The organism is Amycolatopsis vancoresmycina (genome assembly GCF_000716785.1).
In the GTDB taxonomy this organism is placed as follows: Bacteria; Actinomycetota; Actinomycetes; order Mycobacteriales; family Pseudonocardiaceae; genus Amycolatopsis; species Amycolatopsis vancoresmycina.
This window is the reverse complement of the sequence record NZ_JNYY01000003.1, coordinates 426345-443796: the sequence shown is the minus strand read 5'-3', so window position 1 is coordinate 443796 and position 17452 is coordinate 426345. Positions and strand designations below refer to the sequence as shown.

Annotated in this window: 17 protein-coding genes; 13 read left to right on the top strand and 4 right to left on the bottom strand. The window is 70.2% G+C overall.

The window, feature by feature from the left end:
* Positions 1 to 175: 175 nt before the first annotated feature.
* Positions 176 to 610, top strand: a complete 435-nt coding sequence (locus tag OO60_RS09585; RefSeq protein WP_033261202.1) for a MarR family winged helix-turn-helix transcriptional regulator — start codon at positions 176 to 178, stop codon at positions 608 to 610.
* A 5-nt stretch (positions 611 to 615) separates the two neighbouring features.
* Positions 616 to 1464 carry a haloalkane dehalogenase gene (locus tag OO60_RS09580; RefSeq protein WP_003097757.1) on the top strand — a complete coding sequence of 283 codons (849 nt, stop codon included), beginning with the start codon at positions 616 to 618 and terminating at the stop codon, positions 1462 to 1464.
* Positions 1465 to 1512: 48 nt separating this feature from the next.
* Here OO60_RS09580 and OO60_RS09575 read toward each other — a convergent pair whose 3' ends face one another.
* Both OO60_RS09575 and OO60_RS09570 read right to left on the bottom strand, forming a co-directional pair.
* Positions 1513 to 2139, bottom strand: coding sequence for a TetR/AcrR family transcriptional regulator (locus tag OO60_RS09575; RefSeq protein ID WP_003097759.1), 627 nt, complete (start codon positions 2137 to 2139; stop codon positions 1513 to 1515).
* Between the two features lies 1 nt (position 2140).
* Positions 2141 to 3559, bottom strand: coding sequence for a fatty acid desaturase (locus OO60_RS09570; protein WP_003097760.1), 1419 nt, complete (start codon positions 3557 to 3559; stop codon positions 2141 to 2143).
* A gap of 534 nt (positions 3560 to 4093) precedes the next feature.
* Between OO60_RS09570 and OO60_RS09565 the strand changes: the two genes are divergently transcribed.
* The 7 genes from OO60_RS09565 (at position 4094) to OO60_RS09535 (ending at position 10657) form a co-directional block, all read left to right on the top strand.
* A complete protein-coding gene (locus OO60_RS09565) occupies positions 4094 to 6496 on the top strand; it encodes a sensor histidine kinase (protein ID WP_003097761.1) in 2403 nt (800 codons plus the stop codon).
* Between the two features lie 54 nt (positions 6497 to 6550).
* Entirely contained in the window at positions 6551 to 6976 is a 426-nt protein-coding gene (locus OO60_RS09560) for a roadblock/LC7 domain-containing protein (RefSeq protein WP_003097762.1), read from the top strand.
* On the top strand, positions 6973 to 7341 hold the full coding sequence (locus OO60_RS09555; RefSeq protein ID WP_003097765.1) for a DUF742 domain-containing protein: 369 nt from the start codon (positions 6973 to 6975) through the stop codon (positions 7339 to 7341). The genes OO60_RS09560 and OO60_RS09555 overlap by 4 nt, the downstream gene beginning before the upstream one ends.
* Before the next feature lie 16 nt (positions 7342 to 7357).
* On the top strand, positions 7358 to 7912 hold the full coding sequence (locus OO60_RS09550; protein WP_003097767.1) for a GTP-binding protein: 555 nt from the start codon (positions 7358 to 7360) through the stop codon (positions 7910 to 7912).
* A 162-nt stretch (positions 7913 to 8074) separates the two neighbouring features.
* A complete protein-coding gene (locus OO60_RS09545) occupies positions 8075 to 9193 on the top strand; it encodes a hypothetical protein (protein WP_240490757.1) in 1119 nt (372 codons plus the stop codon).
* Positions 9194 to 9197: 4 nt separating this feature from the next.
* Positions 9198 to 9851, top strand: a complete 654-nt coding sequence (locus tag OO60_RS09540) for a hypothetical protein (RefSeq protein WP_003097772.1) — start codon at positions 9198 to 9200, stop codon at positions 9849 to 9851.
* The gene (locus tag OO60_RS09535) at positions 9848 to 10657 is read left to right on the top strand and encodes a DNA polymerase (RefSeq protein ID WP_033261201.1); all 810 of its coding nucleotides are present in this window, start codon (positions 9848 to 9850) and stop codon (positions 10655 to 10657) included. The genes OO60_RS09540 and OO60_RS09535 overlap by 4 nt, the downstream gene beginning before the upstream one ends.
* A 38-nt stretch (positions 10658 to 10695) precedes the next feature.
* On the opposite strand, the gene OO60_RS09530 is transcribed toward OO60_RS09535, so the two are convergent.
* Entirely contained in the window at positions 10696 to 11568 is an 873-nt protein-coding gene (locus tag OO60_RS09530; protein ID WP_003097778.1) for an RNA polymerase sigma-70 factor, read from the bottom strand.
* 158 nt (positions 11569 to 11726) lie between these two features.
* Between OO60_RS09530 and OO60_RS09525 the strand changes: the two genes are divergently transcribed.
* The 4 genes from OO60_RS09525 to OO60_RS09510 all read left to right on the top strand — a co-directional run bounded on the left by OO60_RS09525 (position 11727) and on the right by OO60_RS09510 (position 16547).
* Positions 11727 to 12284, top strand: a complete 558-nt coding sequence (locus OO60_RS09525; protein WP_003097779.1) for a TetR/AcrR family transcriptional regulator — start codon at positions 11727 to 11729, stop codon at positions 12282 to 12284.
* Between the two features lie 18 nt (positions 12285 to 12302).
* Positions 12303 to 13031, top strand: a complete 729-nt coding sequence (locus tag OO60_RS09520) for a cupin domain-containing protein (RefSeq protein WP_003097782.1) — start codon at positions 12303 to 12305, stop codon at positions 13029 to 13031.
* Between the two features lie 268 nt (positions 13032 to 13299).
* On the top strand, positions 13300 to 15063 hold the full coding sequence (locus OO60_RS09515; RefSeq protein ID WP_033261200.1) for a DUF1996 domain-containing protein: 1764 nt from the start codon (positions 13300 to 13302) through the stop codon (positions 15061 to 15063).
* Between the two features lie 56 nt (positions 15064 to 15119).
* A complete protein-coding gene (locus OO60_RS09510; protein ID WP_033261199.1) occupies positions 15120 to 16547 on the top strand; it encodes a glycoside hydrolase family 43 protein in 1428 nt (475 codons plus the stop codon).
* 384 nt (positions 16548 to 16931) lie between these two features.
* Here OO60_RS09510 and OO60_RS46380 read toward each other — a convergent pair whose 3' ends face one another.
* Complete coding sequence (locus OO60_RS46380; protein ID WP_156081301.1) at positions 16932 to 17327, bottom strand: hypothetical protein; 396 nt, start codon at positions 17325 to 17327, stop codon at positions 16932 to 16934.
* Positions 17328 to 17452: the final 125 nt, after the last annotated feature.

Sequence of the window (17452 nt, the reverse complement as noted above, 5' to 3'; positions counted from 1 at the left end):
ATGGTCCGCTGGAGCATCATCCGCATCACCAGCCGCCGCCTCACCCAACGCACCTAAGTTCAAGAACAGGCTCTTAGAACACTGTTTCTCACTCACGACAGCCGCGGCAGACCACCCCGAGACCTTTCGTCCGAAATAGTAGCCATGTACTTAGTAGCCATGTACTGTATCTGGCATGAGCACTCCGGGACACCTCGTCTGGCGCCTCTCCACCAAGTGGCGGGTGGCGGTGGACCGGGCCCTCGCCCCCCTCGGGCTGACGCACGCGCAGTACGTCTTCCTGTCCTCGCTCGCCGGGCTGGAGCGCGCCGGGCAGCGCCCGAGCCAGCGCGAACTGGCCGACCACACCGGCCTGGAAGCGCTTTACGTCTCGAAACTCGCCCGCGCGCTGGACACCGACGGTCTCGTCGAGCGCACCCGCGACCCGGCCGACACGAGGACCGTCCGGCTGGGCCTCACCGCCCGCGGGCGCGAGGTGGTCGAGCCGGCGATCGCCACCGTCGCCGAGCTGCTCGACCGGCTCCTCGCGCCCCTCGGCGGCCGGGACGGCGACCGCACCGCGGCGCTGGCGCGCGAGCTCACCCTGCTCCTCGACACCCCATTGGAGTGAAAACCATGCTGCACCACGAAGAAACCGGCACCGGCACCCCGATCGTCTTCCTGCACGGCAACCCCAGCTCGTCGCACAGCTGGCGCCACGTCCTCCCGCACGTCGGCGGCGGGCGGCTGCTGGCCCCCGACCTCATCGGCATGGGCCGCTCGCCCAAGCCGGACATCGCGTACACCTTCGCCGACCACGCCGACCACCTCGGCCGCTGGTTCGACGCGCTCGGCCTGGACGACGTCGTCCTCGTCGGGCACGACTGGGGCGGCGCGCTCGCCTTCGACTGGGCCGCCCGGCACCCGGACCGGGTCCGCGGGCTCGCGTTCTTCGAAACCATCGTCAAGCCGATGGCCTGGACCGACCTGTCCCCGCAGGCGGCCGAGCGGTCGCGGAGGATCCGGACGCCCGGCGCCGGCGAGGACATGGTGCTGACGCAGGACCTGTTCATCCGTCAGGCGTTCACCGGCGGGGTCCGCACCCCCGTCGCCGAGGCGGACCTGGCCGCCTACCTCGCCCCGTTCCCCACGCCCGAAAGCCGTCGCCCGGTCCTCGCCTGGGCGCGCCAGCTGCCCCTCGGCGGCGACCCGGCGGAGCTGGTCACGCGCATCGAGGCCTACGACGGATGGCTGGCCGCCAGCGACCGCACGCCGAAGCTGCTGATGACGTTCGAGGGCTCGCCGACGCTGCTCATCGGCGAGGAGATGGCGCGCTGGTGCGCGAAACACATCGCCGCGCTCGACGTCGTCGCCTGCGGGGAAGCCGGGCACCACGCGCAGGAGGACCGGCCCAAGGAGATCGCCGCGGAGATCTCGTCCTGGCTGGACCGGCACGGCCTGCGCCAACGCGGTCGTGAGTGGTAAGGCGGGTTAGAACCCGCCTTACCACTCACGACCGGCCGCGGCAGGGGGCTAGGTGTGCCGCAGGGGTGGCGCTGCGGCCACGCCGAGGACGCGCGCCACGACCCAGGCCAGCGCGTCGGCCGTGCGGGCCGGGGTGTCCGACGGCTGCATGACGTGGCTGAGGACCGTGCGGACGACCAGGTCGATCACCACCGCGATCCGGTCGTCGCCCAGCGGGGGCCGGTAGGCGGCCACGCGGACGGCCAGCACCGCCTTCGCCTGGGTCAGCAGCGCGCCCGCGTCGGTGGTCAGCAGCGGGAGGAGCTCGGGGGCCGAACCGTGGGTGGCGGAGGCGATCGCGCGCAGCAGCGTGTTGTCGTCGGCGAGCTCGAGGACCGCGCGGACGGCGTCGTAGATGGCCTCGACGAGGTCGTCCGGGTGGCGGTCGAAGGCGGCACCGACGACCGAGAGGAACCGGTCGAGTTCGTGCGTGACCATCGCCTCGGCCAGTGCGGTCTTGGAGCCGATCTCGTTGTAGACGGTCTGGCGGCTGACGCCCACCAGCTCCGCCAGCCGGGCCATCGTGACGGCCTGCCACCCCGACTTCGCCGTCAGCTCGATCGCCGCGGTGATGATCGGCCGCCGGTGCTGGCCGCCCTCGGGCGGCGCCGGAAGTGCCCCGCTCATGATCGGCATTCTAGGTGGTGCCGCTCCCGGCCGGGCGCACCCGCCCCGGCGCGACGAAGTCGATCTTCTCGCGCACGCCGCAGTCCGGGCAGCACCAGGAGTCCGGGATCGCCGCCCACGGCGTGCCGGCCGGGAAGCCCTCCCGAGGATCGCCGCGGTCTTCGTCGTAGACGTACCCGCAGCCGGGGCACATGCCACCTTCGGTGGCGTCGCCGACGGTGTCGGTGACTTCGGCGGCGGCCGCCGTGACGCGGGTGCCGTAGCGGGCCAGGACCCTGTCGCGCTTGCCGGGCTGGATGTTGGCACGCGAGATGTCACCGTCGTAGTGCGCGAGCACCCGCGGGTCCATCACCCGGCGCCAGAGCGGCGGGACGAGCGCCAGCACGATCATCCCGGCGTACCCGGTGGGCAGCACCGGCGACTCGGCGAAGTCGCGCAGCGTCTGGTAGCGCCGCGTCGGGTTGGCGTGGTGGTCGCTGTGCCGCTGCAGGTGGTAGAGCAGGACGTTGGTGGCGATGTTGTTGGAGTTCCAGCTGTGGCTGGGGTTCACGCGCTCGTAGCGGCGCCGCCCGGGCGCGCCGACCCGCTGCCGCCGCATGCCGTAGTGCTCCATGTAGTTGACGACCTCCAGCAGCGAGAACCCGACGACGGCCTGGATCACCAGGTAGGGCAGGACACCGGCGCCGAGCCACCCCACCACCGCCGCCCACAGGACGGCGGACATCAGCCAGGCGTTGAGCACGTCGTTGCCGAGCCGGTACGGGTGGCGGTCGCGCCGGGCGTAGCGCTTGCGCTCCAGCCGCCACGCCGACTTCAGCGAGCCGAACACCGTGCGCGGCCAGAAGCGGTAGAAGCTTTCGCCGACGCGGCTGCTCGCCGGGTCCTCCGGGGTCGCCACGCGGACGTGGTGGCCGCGGTTGTGCTCGATGTAGAAGTGGCCGTAGAAGCTCTGCGCCAGTGCGACCTTGGACAGCCAGCGTTCGTGGCTCTCCTTCTTGTGGCCCAGTTCGTGCGCGGTGTTGATGCCGATCCCGCCGATGCACCCGATGGAGACGGCCAGCCCGACCTTGTCCACGACGGTGAGGCCGCCGTGCGCGATCAGCCAAAACGCGGCGGCGAAGCCGAGGTACTGCACGGGCAGGAAGGCGAAGGTGATCCAGCGGTAGTAGCGGTCGTTCTCCAGCCGCGCGATGACGTCGTCGGGCGGGTTGCTGCGGTCGAGCCCGGCGAGCAGGTCGATGACGGGCACGATCACGAGGATCACCACGGGCCCGATCCAGAACCACCCGCCCCACCCGGTGGCCGCGTGCAGCCCGATGGCGAGGAACGCCAGCGACGGGACGACGAGGCCGATCAGCCAGAGGTACCGCTTGCGGTCGCGCCAGAGTTCGGTCGAGCCGGCGGGCACGGTCCCGGTCACTTCGCTCATCACACCCTCCTTGGCGGCTGAGTTGACAAGACGATAGAGGATGTCCAAGCAGGTTGACAATAGTCGTATCGATGTAAAGGTCAGTGGCGCCGCGGGTGTCGATCAGTTCGCTCACCATGTGTCGGGGAAGTTAACCCGCGGCGAACGCACGTCCGGGCACCACCACTGCCCTTCTTTCCTTCGCGCCGAACCACTCTCCGCGACCTACCGGGCGAATTCACTTTCACCCGTTCGGCCCAGCGTCCGGCCACCCGAATTCACCCGCGGCGCCAGTACCAGAGGAAATGCCGGTAATCGTCTCGCGGCACACAGTAAACGCCGTTCGCCACCAGCCGGACGAGTGTCCGGAACCCGGGTCGGACCGAACGACGGTCAGGGGTTCGTGGTAAAAAACGGACCCTGATCGATTCTGCGGCAACACGGAGGGTGAGGCGAAGACGGGTGACGGCGGCCGCTGTGTCCCATCGTCGTGTCCGCTTCCTCGTCCGGGTCCCCATTCCTCGCCGACCGTCACTCAGGAGTTCGTGAACCGCCGTGCTGAACAAAGACCCCCGGGACGAGTCGGACAAGCCGTACGACAAGTCGATCCGCAAAAGGCTGACCAGGACCGTTCTCATTCCCAGCGTGACGCTGCTGGTGCTGTGGATCGCGGTCTCCTCCTACTTCCTCTTCAACGGCGTTTACGTCCGGCTCGTCGCGGCTTCCGTGCGTGAGGTGTCGATCCCCGCCGCCACCGCGCTGGCCGAGTTCCAGAAGGAACGCCAGACCGCGCTGCAGTACCTGGACGACCCGGGCCTCGGCCCGGCCCGGCTCCAGCAGCAGCAGAAGGCCACCGACGAAAAGCTGTCCGCGCTGAAGGACGCCTTCGCCGCGACCATCTCGAACGCGCCCGACGAGATCGCGTCCAAGGTGAACGCGCTGAAGTCGCAGTTCGACCAGCTGCCCGTGCTGCGCTCGCAGATCAGCTTCCGCAGCATCGACCGCGCCCAGGTCAACTCCTACTACAACGGCGTGATGGACACCGCGTCCAACCTCTTCGACACCCAGGCCCGCGTGGTCCCCGACGCCGAAGCCGCGACCGGTGGCATCACGGCGACCTCGGTCTTCCGCGCCGGTGACATGATGTCGCGGGAGACGTCGCTGGCCTCGACCGCCTTCGCCGCCGGGACGTTCGCGCCGGACGACTTCGCCCAGTTCGCCCGGCTGTCCGGCCTCTACCGGACGCAGCTGGCGCAGATCGCGCCGTTCCTCGACCCCGGTGTCCGCCAGAAGTACCAGGCACTGACCACCAGCACGGCCTGGCGGCAGCTGGCGACCGCCGAAGAGGCGATCGTCAAGCACGGCCCGTGGTCGACCGGTGAGCAGAACACCGTGCCGGTGTCCGAAACGGACTGGGAGAACGCGACGACCCAGGTCGCCCAGGGCCTCAACGACCTCGCGATCACCCAGGCGGACAAGGTTTCCGCGGCCGCGATCGACGCCGGTGACGCGCAGCTGCGCAACGTCATCATCGGCAGCATCGTCGCCCTGCTGGCGTCGCTCGCCGCGATCATCGTCGCGGTGCGGGTGTCCCGCTCGCTCGTCGACCGCGCCCTGATGACGCGCCTCGCGCGGCTGCGCAACGACTCGCTCGACCTCGCCCGCAACCGGCTGCCGAACATCGTGGAGCGGCTCAAGAGCGGCGAATCCGTCGACCTCTCCGAAGAGCTGCCGCAGCTCGACCACGGCCGCGACGAGATCGGCCAGGTGGCCGAGGCGTTCAACGTCGCCCAGCTGACCGCCGTCAACGCCGCGGCCAGCGAGGCGAAGGCCCGCAGCGGTGTGCACAACGTGTTCCTCGGCATCGCGCACCGCAACCAGGTCCTGGTCCACCAGCAGCTGCAGATCCTCGACGAGATGGAAGCACGCGAGGACGACTCGACGCAGCTGGCGTCGCTGTTCCAGCTCGACCACCTCGCCGCCCGCGCCCGCCGCACCACCGAGAACCTGATCATCCTCGGCGGGAAGCAGCCCGGCCGCCGCTGGCGCAAGCCCGTCACGCTGATGGAGGTCCTGCGCGCGGCCGTCTCGGAAACCGAGCAGTACGCGCGGGTGCAGGTCGAGCAGGTGGCCGACGTCGCGATCGTCGGCGCCGCGGTGGCCGACACGATCCACCTCGTCGCCGAGCTGGTCGACAACGCGACGTCGTTCTCCCCGCCCGGCTCGCCGGTCGAGGTGACCAGCCGGATGGTCGCGCGCGGTGTCGTCGTCGACGTCTCGGACCAGGGGCTCGGCATGAAGGACGGCGTCCGCGAGTGGGCGAACGCGATGATGGCCGAGGCGCCCGAGTTCGACGCGATGGCGCTGCGGGCCGACTCCAGCCTCGGCCTGTTCGTGGTCGCGCGCCTGGCCGCCCGGCTCGGCATCACCGTCACGTTCGACCCGTCCCGCTACGGCGGCCTCCGCGCCACCGTCCTCATCCCCACCCAGCACCTGGCCGGCCAGAACGCCGACCACGACGGCGCTCCCGCCACCACGCCGGCGGAGGACACGGCGGTCCTCGCCCCGGTGGGTGCCCCCGCGCCGCAGGCAGCAGAAAGCTCGCTCCGCACGATGGACACGCCCAGCTCGTTCAGCGGCCAGATCCCGATGAAGCGAGACACCAAGCCGAGGCCGTACCCGGCACGCGCGCTCCCTTCGCCCGACGACCTGCCGTCCGTCCCGGCGGCGGCGCCGGAGCCGTCGGCCGTGGCCGAGCCGGACCCGCAGGTCCAGCCGACCGACGACCGGCCCCGGCTGCCGCGGCGGGAGCCCCAGCAGAACCTCGTCGCCCAGCTCGAGAACGAACCCGACGACAGCGAAGACGACGTCGTGGCGCCCGGTGAAGGCACCGCACGCACGCTCGCGGCGTTCCACAAGGGCACCCGCCGCGGCCGCGGCGGGCCGGACGACGCGTAGTCCGCGACCACACACAGGAAAGTCCACATACCGAAAGTCAGGGTCTGACGTCGAATGAACGAGTACGGGAACCCCAAACCCGATCTCAACTGGTTGCTCGATGACATGGTGAACCGCGTGGTCGGCGCGCAGAACGCCATCGTGCTGTCCGCCGACGGGCTGCTGATCGGCAAGTCGGCCGGGATGGGCAAGGACGACTCGGACCAGCTGTCGGCCATCGCCTCCAGCCTGCAGAGCCTGGCCAAGGGGGTGAGCAAGCAGTTCAACCGCGGCCCGGTGCTGCAGAACATGATCGAGATGGAGCGCGGCTACCTGTTCGTCTCGGCCGCGGGCCAGGGTGCCTGCCTCGCCGTGCTGGCCGCGGACAACGTCGACGTGGAAATGATCGCCTACGAAATGAGCCGGCTGGTCAAGCGGGTCGGTGACTACATGGCATCGGCGCCGCGCGAAGCGGCGTCGGTCCTGCGGGAGGCCACATGAGCGAGGACGGCTGGTATGACGAGGCCGCCGGGCCGCTGGTCCGGCCGTACACCATCACGAGCGGCCGGACGCCGGCCGGCACCGCGCGGCTCGACCTGTCCACACAGGTCATGACGCTGCGGTCGGAGCAGGAGCCGGCCGGGCTGGGCCCGGAGCACGTGGCGATCGTGCAGCTGTGCCGCCACCCGGTGTCCATCGCCGAGATCGCCGTCTACGTCAAGATCCCGCTGGGGGTCGTGCGGGTGCTCGTCGGCGACCTGATCGAACGCGGTCTCGTCATCACGCGCTCCCCTGCCCACAACCCGGCGCAGTCGCCGGACCTCGAAACTCTCCAGGCGGTTCTCGATGGCCTCATCAAGTACTGACGGCAGCGGGGCGGACATGGTCCCCACCCCGGTCAAGATCATCATCGCCGGCGGGTTCGGCGCCGGGAAGACCACGATGGTCGGTTCGGTCAGCGAGATCCCGCCGCTGACGACCGAAGAGGTGCTCACCGAGGCGAGCGCCGGGGTGGACGACCTGTCCGGCGTCGAGCGGAAGACGACGACGACGGTCGCGCTCGACTTCGGCCGGATCACCATCTCGCAGCGGCACGTGCTGTACCTGTTCGGGACGCCGGGCCAGGCGCGCTTCTGGTTCATGTGGGACGACCTCGCGCGCGGGGCGATCGGGACGATCGTGCTGGTGGACACGCGCCGGCTGGAGACGAGCTTCGCCGCGATCGACTTCTTCGAACGCCGGAAGATCCCGTTCGTCGTCGCGGTGAACTGCTTCGACAACGCGCCGCGGTACACCGCCGACGAGATCCGCGAGGCCCTGGTGGTCCCGGACCGTGTGCCGATCGTCATGTGTGACGCACGCGACCGCGACTCGAGCAAGCTCGCGTTGATCCGGTTGGTCAAGCACGCGATGACGGTGGCACCGGCGCGGGTCTGAGACCTGCGCGTTGTCCGCTTTTGTCTCCTCTGGACACCGCCGGAGTCCGTTGTGGCCCTCCGTGGCCACAGCGGGCACCGGCGTACCCACATGGCGCAATTGGTTGGACCACCCGGGTGCAGCCTTTTAGTTGAGCACGCATCCAACTGATAGCATCCGGGCGTGACGAGTCGTGTGCCGGAGTTTCCTGAATATATAAGGGAAAACTATCCGGCACAGGGTCGTCTCTTCGGTGATTTCCTGGGCGGTCTGTGGTCGGCCGCGTGCGACGCGCTCGGCGTCTCGCTCGAGCAGTCCGTCCGGACGACCCGGATGCTGCGCGCCCTGCTGCCGCCGTGGGCGCACGAGCCGATCGGAGCCGCCCCCGCCCAGCCGTCCTATGTGGCGGACGACGGCTTCCCGGCCGAGATGTCGGTGAACTGGTCGGGCGACCGGCCGGAACTGCGCGTGCTGTTCGACAGCCTCGGCCACGAGATCGTCTGGCCTGGTGAGAGCGGTTTCCGGGCCCGCCGCTTCGAGCACGTCCGCGAGACGTTCACCCCGCGCGCGGGCCGCCCGTCGCCGGCGCCGCTGTGGCACTCGATCGCCTGGCGCCCGCCGTCGGGGATCGTCCACAAGACCTACTTCGGGCTGTACTCGTGGCCGCACGCGCAGCGCGAAACCGCGGTGGCCGAAGCGATGGAGCGGCTCGGCATGGCCGCCGCCTGGGACGACGCCCGGCGTCGCGTCGAAACCGTCGAAGGCAACCGCGAGATCGAGTTCTTCGCCGTCGACCTGGCCGACGAGGCGCACGCGCGGGTGAAGGTCTACTACCGCAACCACGACGCCGGCCTCGCCGAGGTCGACCGGGTGGCCGCGGTGGCGGTGCACCACGACTCGCGGCGGGCACAGGCCGCCTACCGGACGCTGGCCGGCGACCGCACCGACGCCGGCGAGGCCGCCTTGAGCTGCCTGGCGTTCCGGTCCGGTGTGGACCGGGCCGCCGAGTCCACGACGTACCTGCGGCTGCCCGACCTCGCACCGGACGACCGGGAAGCCGTGGAACGCACCGCCGCGCTGCTGCACGACCAGGGCGTGGACCCCGGCCGGTTCCGCGCCCTCGCCGCGGCGCTGGCTCCCGGGCCGCTGGCGGACAGCCGGGGCGTCCTGGAGCTGGTGAGCTTCCGCGCGGCGGGCCGGCGCGGCGACGTGACCACCTACTTCCGGCTCCCCGTCTACGACCGGCCCCCGCCGTCGCCCCTCTCGCCTGTTGATCTTGCCTGGCGGTTCCCGGAAGGATGATCCCGTGCAGCACCACCGTGAGGAGCAGAGCGTGACCCAGGACGTCGAGCGCGTGGCCCGCCACAACGAGCAGCGGCAACGGGAGTACGAGTCGTCGGACCTGATCCGGCTGCTGACCGACGAAACCACCACCGTCGAGACGAAGAAGGCGGTGCTCACGTACCTGCAGCCGTGGTCGAACGCGTTCCAGCGGATGATCAGTGCCCGCGTCACGTTCGAAAGCGACCCGGAACTGCGGGCGCTCGCGTGTGAGCACCAGCAGGAGGAGGTCGGTCACGACCGGATCCTGGCCCGCAGCCGCGCGGACGACCGGGAACTGGTCTGGGACCCGGTGATCGAGATGGGCGCGTCCTGGTTCGTCGACCAGTTCGCGATCCTGCCGGGCGTGCAGCGGGCCGTGCTGGCCCATTTGGCGCTCGAAGCCGGCAGCCTGGTGTTCAGCCAGGCGGGCACGCGCGCGTTCCCGGACGACGAGTACTTCGAGCTGCACGACGAAGCCGACGTCGAGCACCTCGAGATGGGGTACGACATCCTGCGGCGGCGCGGCGACTGGACCGTGGCCGCGGTGATCGACGTGCTGGACCGGGCGTGGCAGGTGATCGGCGTGGTGTCCGACCGCATCGCGGAGTGCGCCCGCCGCGATACGGTGGCGGCGTGACGACGACCGAAGCCCGCACCATCGCCGCGGAAGCGGCCCGCGCGTACCGGGAAGCGTTCGGCGACCGCCTGATCGGCGCGTACCTGCTGGGCAGCCTGTCGTACGGCGGCTACTCCCCCGCGGTGAGCGACATCGACCTGGCGATCGTCCTGACCGACGTCCGCGACGGCGACCCCTCGCTGGTTTCGGCCACGACAGAAGCGCTGCAGGGTCAAAGCCCGTTGCACCGCAAGCTTTCGGTGTTCTGGGCCTCGCTGCCGGCCCTGCGCGAAGGCCGCGACGACGGCCGGTTCCCGGCCCAGGACCGCCTGCAGCTGGCCGACCACGGCCGCGTCCTCCTCGGCGCCGACGTCACCCGGGAGGTGGCCCGCCCGCCGGCCGCGGACCTGCTGCGGGAGAGCGCGAAGTTCGCGATCGCGGTCCTGGCGACCGACGAGGTGACAGCGGAGTTCCGCACCCCACGACGTCTCCTGGCGGACAAGGTGTGGTTCACGAAGGCGGTGTTCTTCCCGGTCCGGTTCCGGTATTCGGCAACGACGGAATCCGGCCGCGCGGCGACGAACGACGAGTCGCTGGAGTGGTACCTGGCCCAGCCGGAAGCGCCTTCGAAGTCCCTGGTCCGCTTGGGCGCCCGGGTGCGCGAGGGCCATCCGCTGGACGCGGCGGAGGTCGAGCCGGAGCTGGCGGCGGGGCTGGTTCCGCTGTACCGGCACTACATCGAGGCGGAGCTCCGGCGGCTGCGGGAGGCCGGGGAGCCGGAGGACCTCGTCGACGCCTTCGAAGACTGGCTCAAGCGGCTGGGCTGAGGTGCGCCGGTTCCGCCTGACGGGAACCGGCGCCTTCTTCAGCGCAGGGTCAGCGGTGTCTCGGCCACCACCCGGGTCAGCTTCTCCGGGTTCCGCACGTAGTACAGCCCCGCGATCCGGCCCCCTTCCACGCGGACGGCCATGACCCCGTCGAAAGCACCGTCCACGTGCAGGGCCAACGCCGGGTTGCCGTTCACCGTCATCGGCGCGCCGGTCAGGTCCACCTCCGCCCGGGCGATACCGCCGACGATGAACCGGCCCACCTTGGCCGCTCCGGTCACCGGGCGCAGGGCCGCCTGCTTCACTCCGCCGCCGTCGCTCATCAGGACCACGTCCGGGGCCAGCAGGTCCAGCAGCCCTTGCAGGTCCTGGCCTTCCAAGGCGCGCTGGAACGACTCCAGCACCGCCCGCGTCTCCCGCGCCGAAACCACCTCCCGCGGCCGGCGCGCGTCGACGTGCCGGCGAGCCCGGTGCGCGATCTGGCGGACCGCGGCCGGGGTCTTGCCCACCGCTTCGGCGATTTCGTCGTAGCCGACGTCGAACACCTCGCGCAGCACGAACACCGCGCGTTCGGTCGGCGCCAGCGTCTCGAGGACCAGCATCAGCGCCATCGACACGCTTTCGGCCAGCTCGACGTCCTCGGCCACGTCCGGGGCCGTCAGCAGCGGCTCCGGCAGCCACGGCCCGACGTACGCCTCCTTGCGGCGCTTCATCGTGCGCAGCCGGTTCAACGACAGGCGGGTCGTGATGCGGACCAGGTACGCCCGCTCGTCGCGCACGTCCGCCGGGTCGACCTCGGCCCAGCGCAGCCACGTCTCCTGGAGGACGTCCTCCGCGTCGGCCGCCGAGCCGAGCATCTCGTAGGCGACGGTGAACAACAGGTTCCGGTGGGCGACGAACGCCTCGATCACGACGTTTCCCTCCCGCACGCGGTGTTCAGGCCGGCGATCCACCGGACGAGATCCATGGTCTCTCCTTCCGTTCGGCCTCAAGACACCGGGCGCGGCGCCGCTGTGACATGACCTGGGTCACTTGTTTCTGTACCTACTAGTATGTACAGTCCGAACCCATGGGCACCAGGGAACAGCTCGTCGACAGCGCCCGGGAACTGTTGTGGGAACGCGGCTACGTCGGCACCAGCCCCAAGGCCATCCAGCAGCGCGCGGGCGCCGGCCAGGGCAGCATGTACCACCACTTCGCCGGCAAGAAGGAGCTGGCGCTGGCCGCCGTACGGCGCAGCGCCGAGGAACTGCTGGCCGCGGCCGACGAGCAGCTGCGCACGCCCGGCACGGCCGTCGAGCGCATCACGGCCTACCTGCGGCGCGAACGGCAGGTGCTCAAGGGCTGCCCGATCGGCCGGCTCACGCAGGATCCCGACATCGTGGCCGACCCCGAGCTGCGTGCTCCGGTGGACGAAACGCTCACCCGCATCCGCGCCCGGCTGGCCGAGGTGCTCGACGAAGGCCGCGCCGCGGGGGAACTGCCCGCCTCGCTCGACACCGCCGCGCTGGCGGCCACGATCGTCGCCGTCCTGCAGGGCGGTTACGTCCTCGCGCGCGCCGCCGACCGCCCCGAGCCGTTCGACCAGGCCGTCTCCGGCGTGCTCGCGCTGCTCACCACCCACTGAACCCCGGGGAGAACCGACGTGCACGTCCGTCACGTTCCGTCCACCAGCACGCCCGCACCGGCCGACGCGGTCACCGGCAGCGCGTGGATCACCTCGCTCGCCGTCCCCGAAGGCGCGTCGCGCACCCGGGTCGACCGCGTGCAGTTCGCGCCCGGGGCCCGCACCCGCTGGCACCGGCACCCGCTCGGCCAGGTCCTCGTCGTCACCGAAGGCACCGGGTACGTCCAGCGCCACGGCGGCCCGGCGCAGCTGATCAGGCCGGGTGACACCGTCCGCGTCGACGCCGGCGAGTGGCACTGGCACGGCGCCACCGACACCACTTCGATGACCCACCTCGCGATCGAAGAACTGCCCGCCGACGGGACCCCCACCGAGCTCGGCGACCCGGTGGGCGACGCCGAGGCCGCCGCCGTCCCGGCCGCCACCCGCACGCTGGTGCTGGAGCAGCCGCTCCCCGCGCCGCGCGTGATCGACCATTTCGAAGCCCGCCGCATCACCATCGCCCCGCACCACAGCCCCGGGCTGCACGTCCACAACGGACCGGTTTTCGGCAGCATCGAAACGGGCTCCGCCGTCTACGCGATCGAAGGCGAACCCGAGTCGGTGCTCACCCCCGGCGACGTCTTCTACGAGCCCGAATCGACGCGCATCGCCCGGTTCGACGCGCAGGAGGACGGCGTCACGTTCCTGGCCTGGTTCCCGGCCGGACCCGGGGAAACCCCGCAGCTGATCCCGCTGGACAACTGACGCACACTCCACGCTCCACCGGGGTACACGGCTGCCGGTTCACCGCGGTTCACCACATTTCCGAACTCTTTCCTCACGGGACAAAGCTCTGGACAACGGGGCGTGCACGGGTCACGATAACGCCGTGCCCGCACCGCATTGATCCCCCGAGAAAATCGGTGAACACTTCACGAGACGGGCATTGTTATCGCTAACAGGGAACCGCCCACCGGGGTCGGGCCGGTGGATTCCCTGGATTCTCCTGTCCCTGAACCCACGGAGTGACCCCATGCCCGGAAACGCGGGAAAGCACCGCATCTCCCGACGAACCAAGATCGCGACCGCGGCCATCGCGCTGGCCGTGGCCGCCGGCGGCATCGCGGCGGCGACGACGTTCGGCGAGCCCGGCCAGGCCAGCGCCGACGAGGCCGATCCGGCGCTCTACATCGACATCCTCAAGGTGGCGCCGGACAACACCGCCCCCGCGAACGCGCGCGGCGCGTCCACCGGCACGTTCACCGTGGACTGCGGCCGCAACGAAAACCAGCACTTCAACCCGGACAACTTCGTCGCCCAGCCCGGCGTCCGCAACGGCGCCCAGCACCTGCACGACTACGTCGGCAACCTTTCGTCCAATGCGGACTCGAACAACAAGAGCCTCGAAGCGGCCGGTACCACGTGCAAGAACGGGGACAAATCGGCCTATTTCTGGCCGGTGGTGCGCATCGACACCGGTGACGGCGAGAAGAACCCGCCGGCGAAGTCCCCGGACGGCGACCGCGACCAGGCCGCCCAGGCCGGCGCCTCCCCGGTGATCACCTGCCCGGACGTGGCCAGCAAGCTCCCCGACGTCCCCGACTCGGCGATGGCCGAGGTCAACCGCAACCTCGACCTGCTCGACACGCAAATCGACGAGGCCAACAAGCGGCTGATCAGCACCCGCGGCCAGGGCGGCCCGAACTTCGTCCAGAACGCCATCCTCGGGCCGCTCAAGGACAAGCGCGTCGCCACCATCGACCGGATGGCCATCGCCATCGGCCGCACCGCAGCCCGCCCCCAGGGCCTCGACACGCTCGCGCCCTGCACGCTGCGGGAGCAGGCCGGCACCGGCGGCAACCCGGCGAGCAACGGCGGCGGCGCGCCCGGCGGCGCGAAGCAGCAGATCACCTGCCCGGACGTGGCGAGCAAGCTCCCCGCCGTCCCGGCGTCGGCCAAGGCCGAAGTGGACCGCAACCTGCAGCTGCTGAACACGCAGATCCAGGAGGCGAACCAGCGGCTGGCCGACACCCAGGGCCAGGGCGGCCCCAACTTCGTCCAGAACGCCATCCTCGGCCCGCTCAAGGACAAACGCGTCGCCACCATCGACCGGATGGCCATCGCCATCGGCCGCACCGCAGCCCGCCCCCAGGGCCTCGACACGCTCGCGCCCTGCACGCTCGGCCAGGCGGCCGGCAACAACGGTGGCGCGACGACGGCACCGCCGCTGCCCGGCCCGGACGCCAACAACGAGCTGCCCGAGAACGACGGTCAGATCCAGCGCCCGGCGAAGGTCGGCATCACCTTCCGCGGCAGCCCGGCCGGCAAGGTGACGGCGATGCCGAAGTTCCTGCGCGCGCTCAGCGGCGACGCGAAGCCGTCCATCAACGGCACCAAGAACACCCGGGCCGCGTGGACCTGCACCGGCTTCGAGAACCGGCTGACCGACAAGTACCCGATCTGCCCCGAAGGCAGCAAGGTGGAGCGGATCCACGACTTCCCGAGCTGCTGGGACGGCAAGAACACCGACAGCGCCAACCACCGCACGCACATCGTGTTCCCGGACAAGGCCGGGCGCTGCGCCGCCGGGTTCACGGCCGTGCCGCAGCTGCGGATCACGCTCGTCTACGACATCCCGCACGACATCCAGGTCAAGAAGCAGTACAAAGTGGACTTGTTCCCGTCCGAAAAGCACAATCCGCTGTCCGACCACGACGACTTCGCCAACGTGATGTCGCAGAGCATCATGAACCAGCTCGTCAACTGCATCAACCGCAACAAGACCTGCAACGCCTGACCCGCCCGGGTGCCCGCCGCACCATCGTCGCGGCGGGCACCCGAGAGGAGACAGCGATGACGGTCCCGATCGTCCCGGGGTTCCACCCGGACCCGTCGATCTGCCGCGTCGGCGACACGTACTACCTGGCTAATTCGAGCTTCGAGTACGTACCGGGCGTTCCGATCCGCCGGAGCACGGACCTGGTTTCCTGGGACCTGGTGGGCCACGCACTGACCCGCCCGAGCCAGCTACCACCGTCCGAAGGCGCGGCGAACACGGGCATCTACGCCCCGACGCTGCGCCACCACGACGGCCGGTTCTATTTGGTGACAACGAACATCCTGCACGGCGGCCACCTGATCGTGACGGCGGAGGACCCGGCCGGCCCGTGGTCCGACCCGGTCCAGGTGGCCGGAACGGACGGCATCGACCCGGACCTCTGCTGGGACGAGGCCGGCGTCTGCCACCTGACGTGGGCGTCGTTCCGGCTGCCCGGCATCGCGAGCGTCCCGATCGACCCGGCAACCGGATCGATGCTGGCCGCGCCGAGGCCGCTGTGGAACGGCACGGGCCTGGCGGCCCCGGAAGGCCCGCACCTGTACCGGATCGAGGGCTGGTGGTACCTGCTGCTGGCCGAGGGCGGCACCGAACGCGGCCACGCGATCACGATCGCCCGCGCCCGGGCGCTGGAAGGCCCCTACGAGGCGGCGCCGTCGAACCCGATCCTGACCCACCGGAGCACCACGCACCGGGTCCAGAACACGGGCCACGGCGACCTGGTCGAATGCCCGGACGGCAGCTGGGCGATGGTGTACTTGGGGGTGCGGCCGCGGGGCAAGACACCGCAGTTCCACGTCAACGGCCGCGAGACGTTCCTGGCGGGGGTGGACTGGGTGAACGGCTGGCCGGTGGTGGCCGAGGACCGGTTCGCGGTTCCTCAGCAGGACAACAGTTTCAGTGACGGTTTCCCGACTCCCGAGCTGCACCCGCGGTGGGTCGCGCCGGGGGCATCGCCGCGGGTTCGCTCGGCCGGGCCGGGAGAATTGGTCATCAGTGGATTCCTGCTCACCCGGGCATCGGACGAGTACTGGACGGCGGTTGCCCGCCTGGATGTTTCATCGGGTAAGGCGGCGTTCGTGGTCCGGATCGACGACCGGCATTGGTACGGCTTGACGGCGGACGGCGAGACGGTCACGGCGACGCTGGCGATCGGACCGGCGGTTCAGACGCTTTCGGCCGTCGCGGCCGGAGCTGTCGTTTCCCTGCGGATCCGGGCGCTCCGGCCGCCTGCTTCGGGTCCGTTCCGCGAGGTGACCGAGCCGGACCTCGTGGAGTTGTCGGTGCTGCGGGACAACGGAGCGGTGGACGTGCTGGGCGCGTTCGACGGGCGGTATCTGTCCACAGAGGTCGCGGCCGGGTTCACCGGGCGGATGATCGGCGTGCGGGTGCTCAAGGGAACCGTGACGCTGCGCGAGTTCCACTACCTGTCCGACGTGGACTGATTCGATAGCCCTCCCCCGATCGAGTCGCACGATCGAGTTACTTTCACACCTTTAGGTGACATTTTATCATGGCAGATATCGGCCAGGGATCAGCCGCCGACACTCCACACTTCACTCCAAAGCGGGACTAAAACCGCGCCGAACCCACCCTTTCGAGTGAGCGCAATCCTGCCTTTCCCACGCTTGCGAAGGCCACCGGGAATCTCGAGCAGCTGCCCCGATAACCTTCCGGCCTCCGACTGAGCCGGATCGTCCGAGTGCATGGGAAGCAGCAGCTATGGTGTCCAGGGATCGGCAGAGAAGAGAAGAGCCGCAGCAGTTCCGCGAGAAACCCCCAGTTCTACCGAGCGCACGACGCCGAGTATTTCTGGTGTCCGCCGCGAGTCACGTTCTTGACGAGACCAGCCGGCGGAGGATCGGCTGGAAGCGTCGGGGCGCCGCCGCATCCGCGTTGGCGGCGGTGACGATGGCCAGTACGCTCGTGCTCGGCCACGGCAACCAGCCCTCCACGCCGGCACCGTCGAACACGAACCTCGTCGACCCGACCAAGGAGTCCAGCCCTCCGCCGCTCGATGACTCCTTCCAGTACACCTTGCCGCCGGAAAACGGGCCAGGAAAGCCGTCTTCCGTGCCGCCTCCTCCCCCGCCGCCCCCACCGCCGCCCGACCGCCGGCGAATGCTGTCCGGCAATGAACCGGCAAAGCCGGTCACCCAGCCGCCGCCGTCTGCGACCTCCCCCTCGGCACCGACCGAGACGGCGGTTACTGCACCCGAACGCACCCCGGAAGCCCCTCTGGAACCCCTAGGCGTCGTCAACCAGCTGCTGGGATCGCTGCTCGGCGGAAGCTCCGAGCCGAACACCGGGCGGTGAACCCCCGGGGTGCCTGCCTTCCAACGAGGCAGGC

Bases quoted from the DNA above. Each gene is read 5' to 3' on its own strand.
- OO60_RS09525 (WP_003097779.1), top strand. From the start codon at position 11,727: ATGGGCACCAGGGAACAGCTCGTCGACAGCGCCCGGGAACTGTTGTGG.
- OO60_RS09550 (WP_003097767.1), top strand. From the start codon at position 7,358: ATGGTCCCCACCCCGGTCAAGATCATCATCGCCGGCGGGTTCGGCGCC.
- OO60_RS09585 (WP_033261202.1), top strand. From the start codon at position 176: ATGAGCACTCCGGGACACCTCGTCTGGCGCCTCTCCACCAAGTGGCGG.
- OO60_RS09560 (WP_003097762.1), top strand. From the start codon at position 6,551: ATGAACGAGTACGGGAACCCCAAACCCGATCTCAACTGGTTGCTCGAT.
- OO60_RS09570 (WP_003097760.1), bottom strand. From the start codon at position 3,559: ATGAGCGAAGTGACCGGGACCGTGCCCGCCGGCTCGACCGAACTCTGG.
- OO60_RS09515 (WP_033261200.1), top strand. From the start codon at position 13,300: ATGCCCGGAAACGCGGGAAAGCACCGCATCTCCCGACGAACCAAGATC.
- OO60_RS09580 (WP_003097757.1), top strand. From the start codon at position 616: ATGCTGCACCACGAAGAAACCGGCACCGGCACCCCGATCGTCTTCCTG.
- OO60_RS09575 (WP_003097759.1), bottom strand. From the start codon at position 2,139: ATGCCGATCATGAGCGGGGCACTTCCGGCGCCGCCCGAGGGCGGCCAG.
- OO60_RS09555 (WP_003097765.1), top strand. From the start codon at position 6,973: ATGAGCGAGGACGGCTGGTATGACGAGGCCGCCGGGCCGCTGGTCCGG.
- OO60_RS09510 (WP_033261199.1), top strand. From the start codon at position 15,120: ATGACGGTCCCGATCGTCCCGGGGTTCCACCCGGACCCGTCGATCTGC.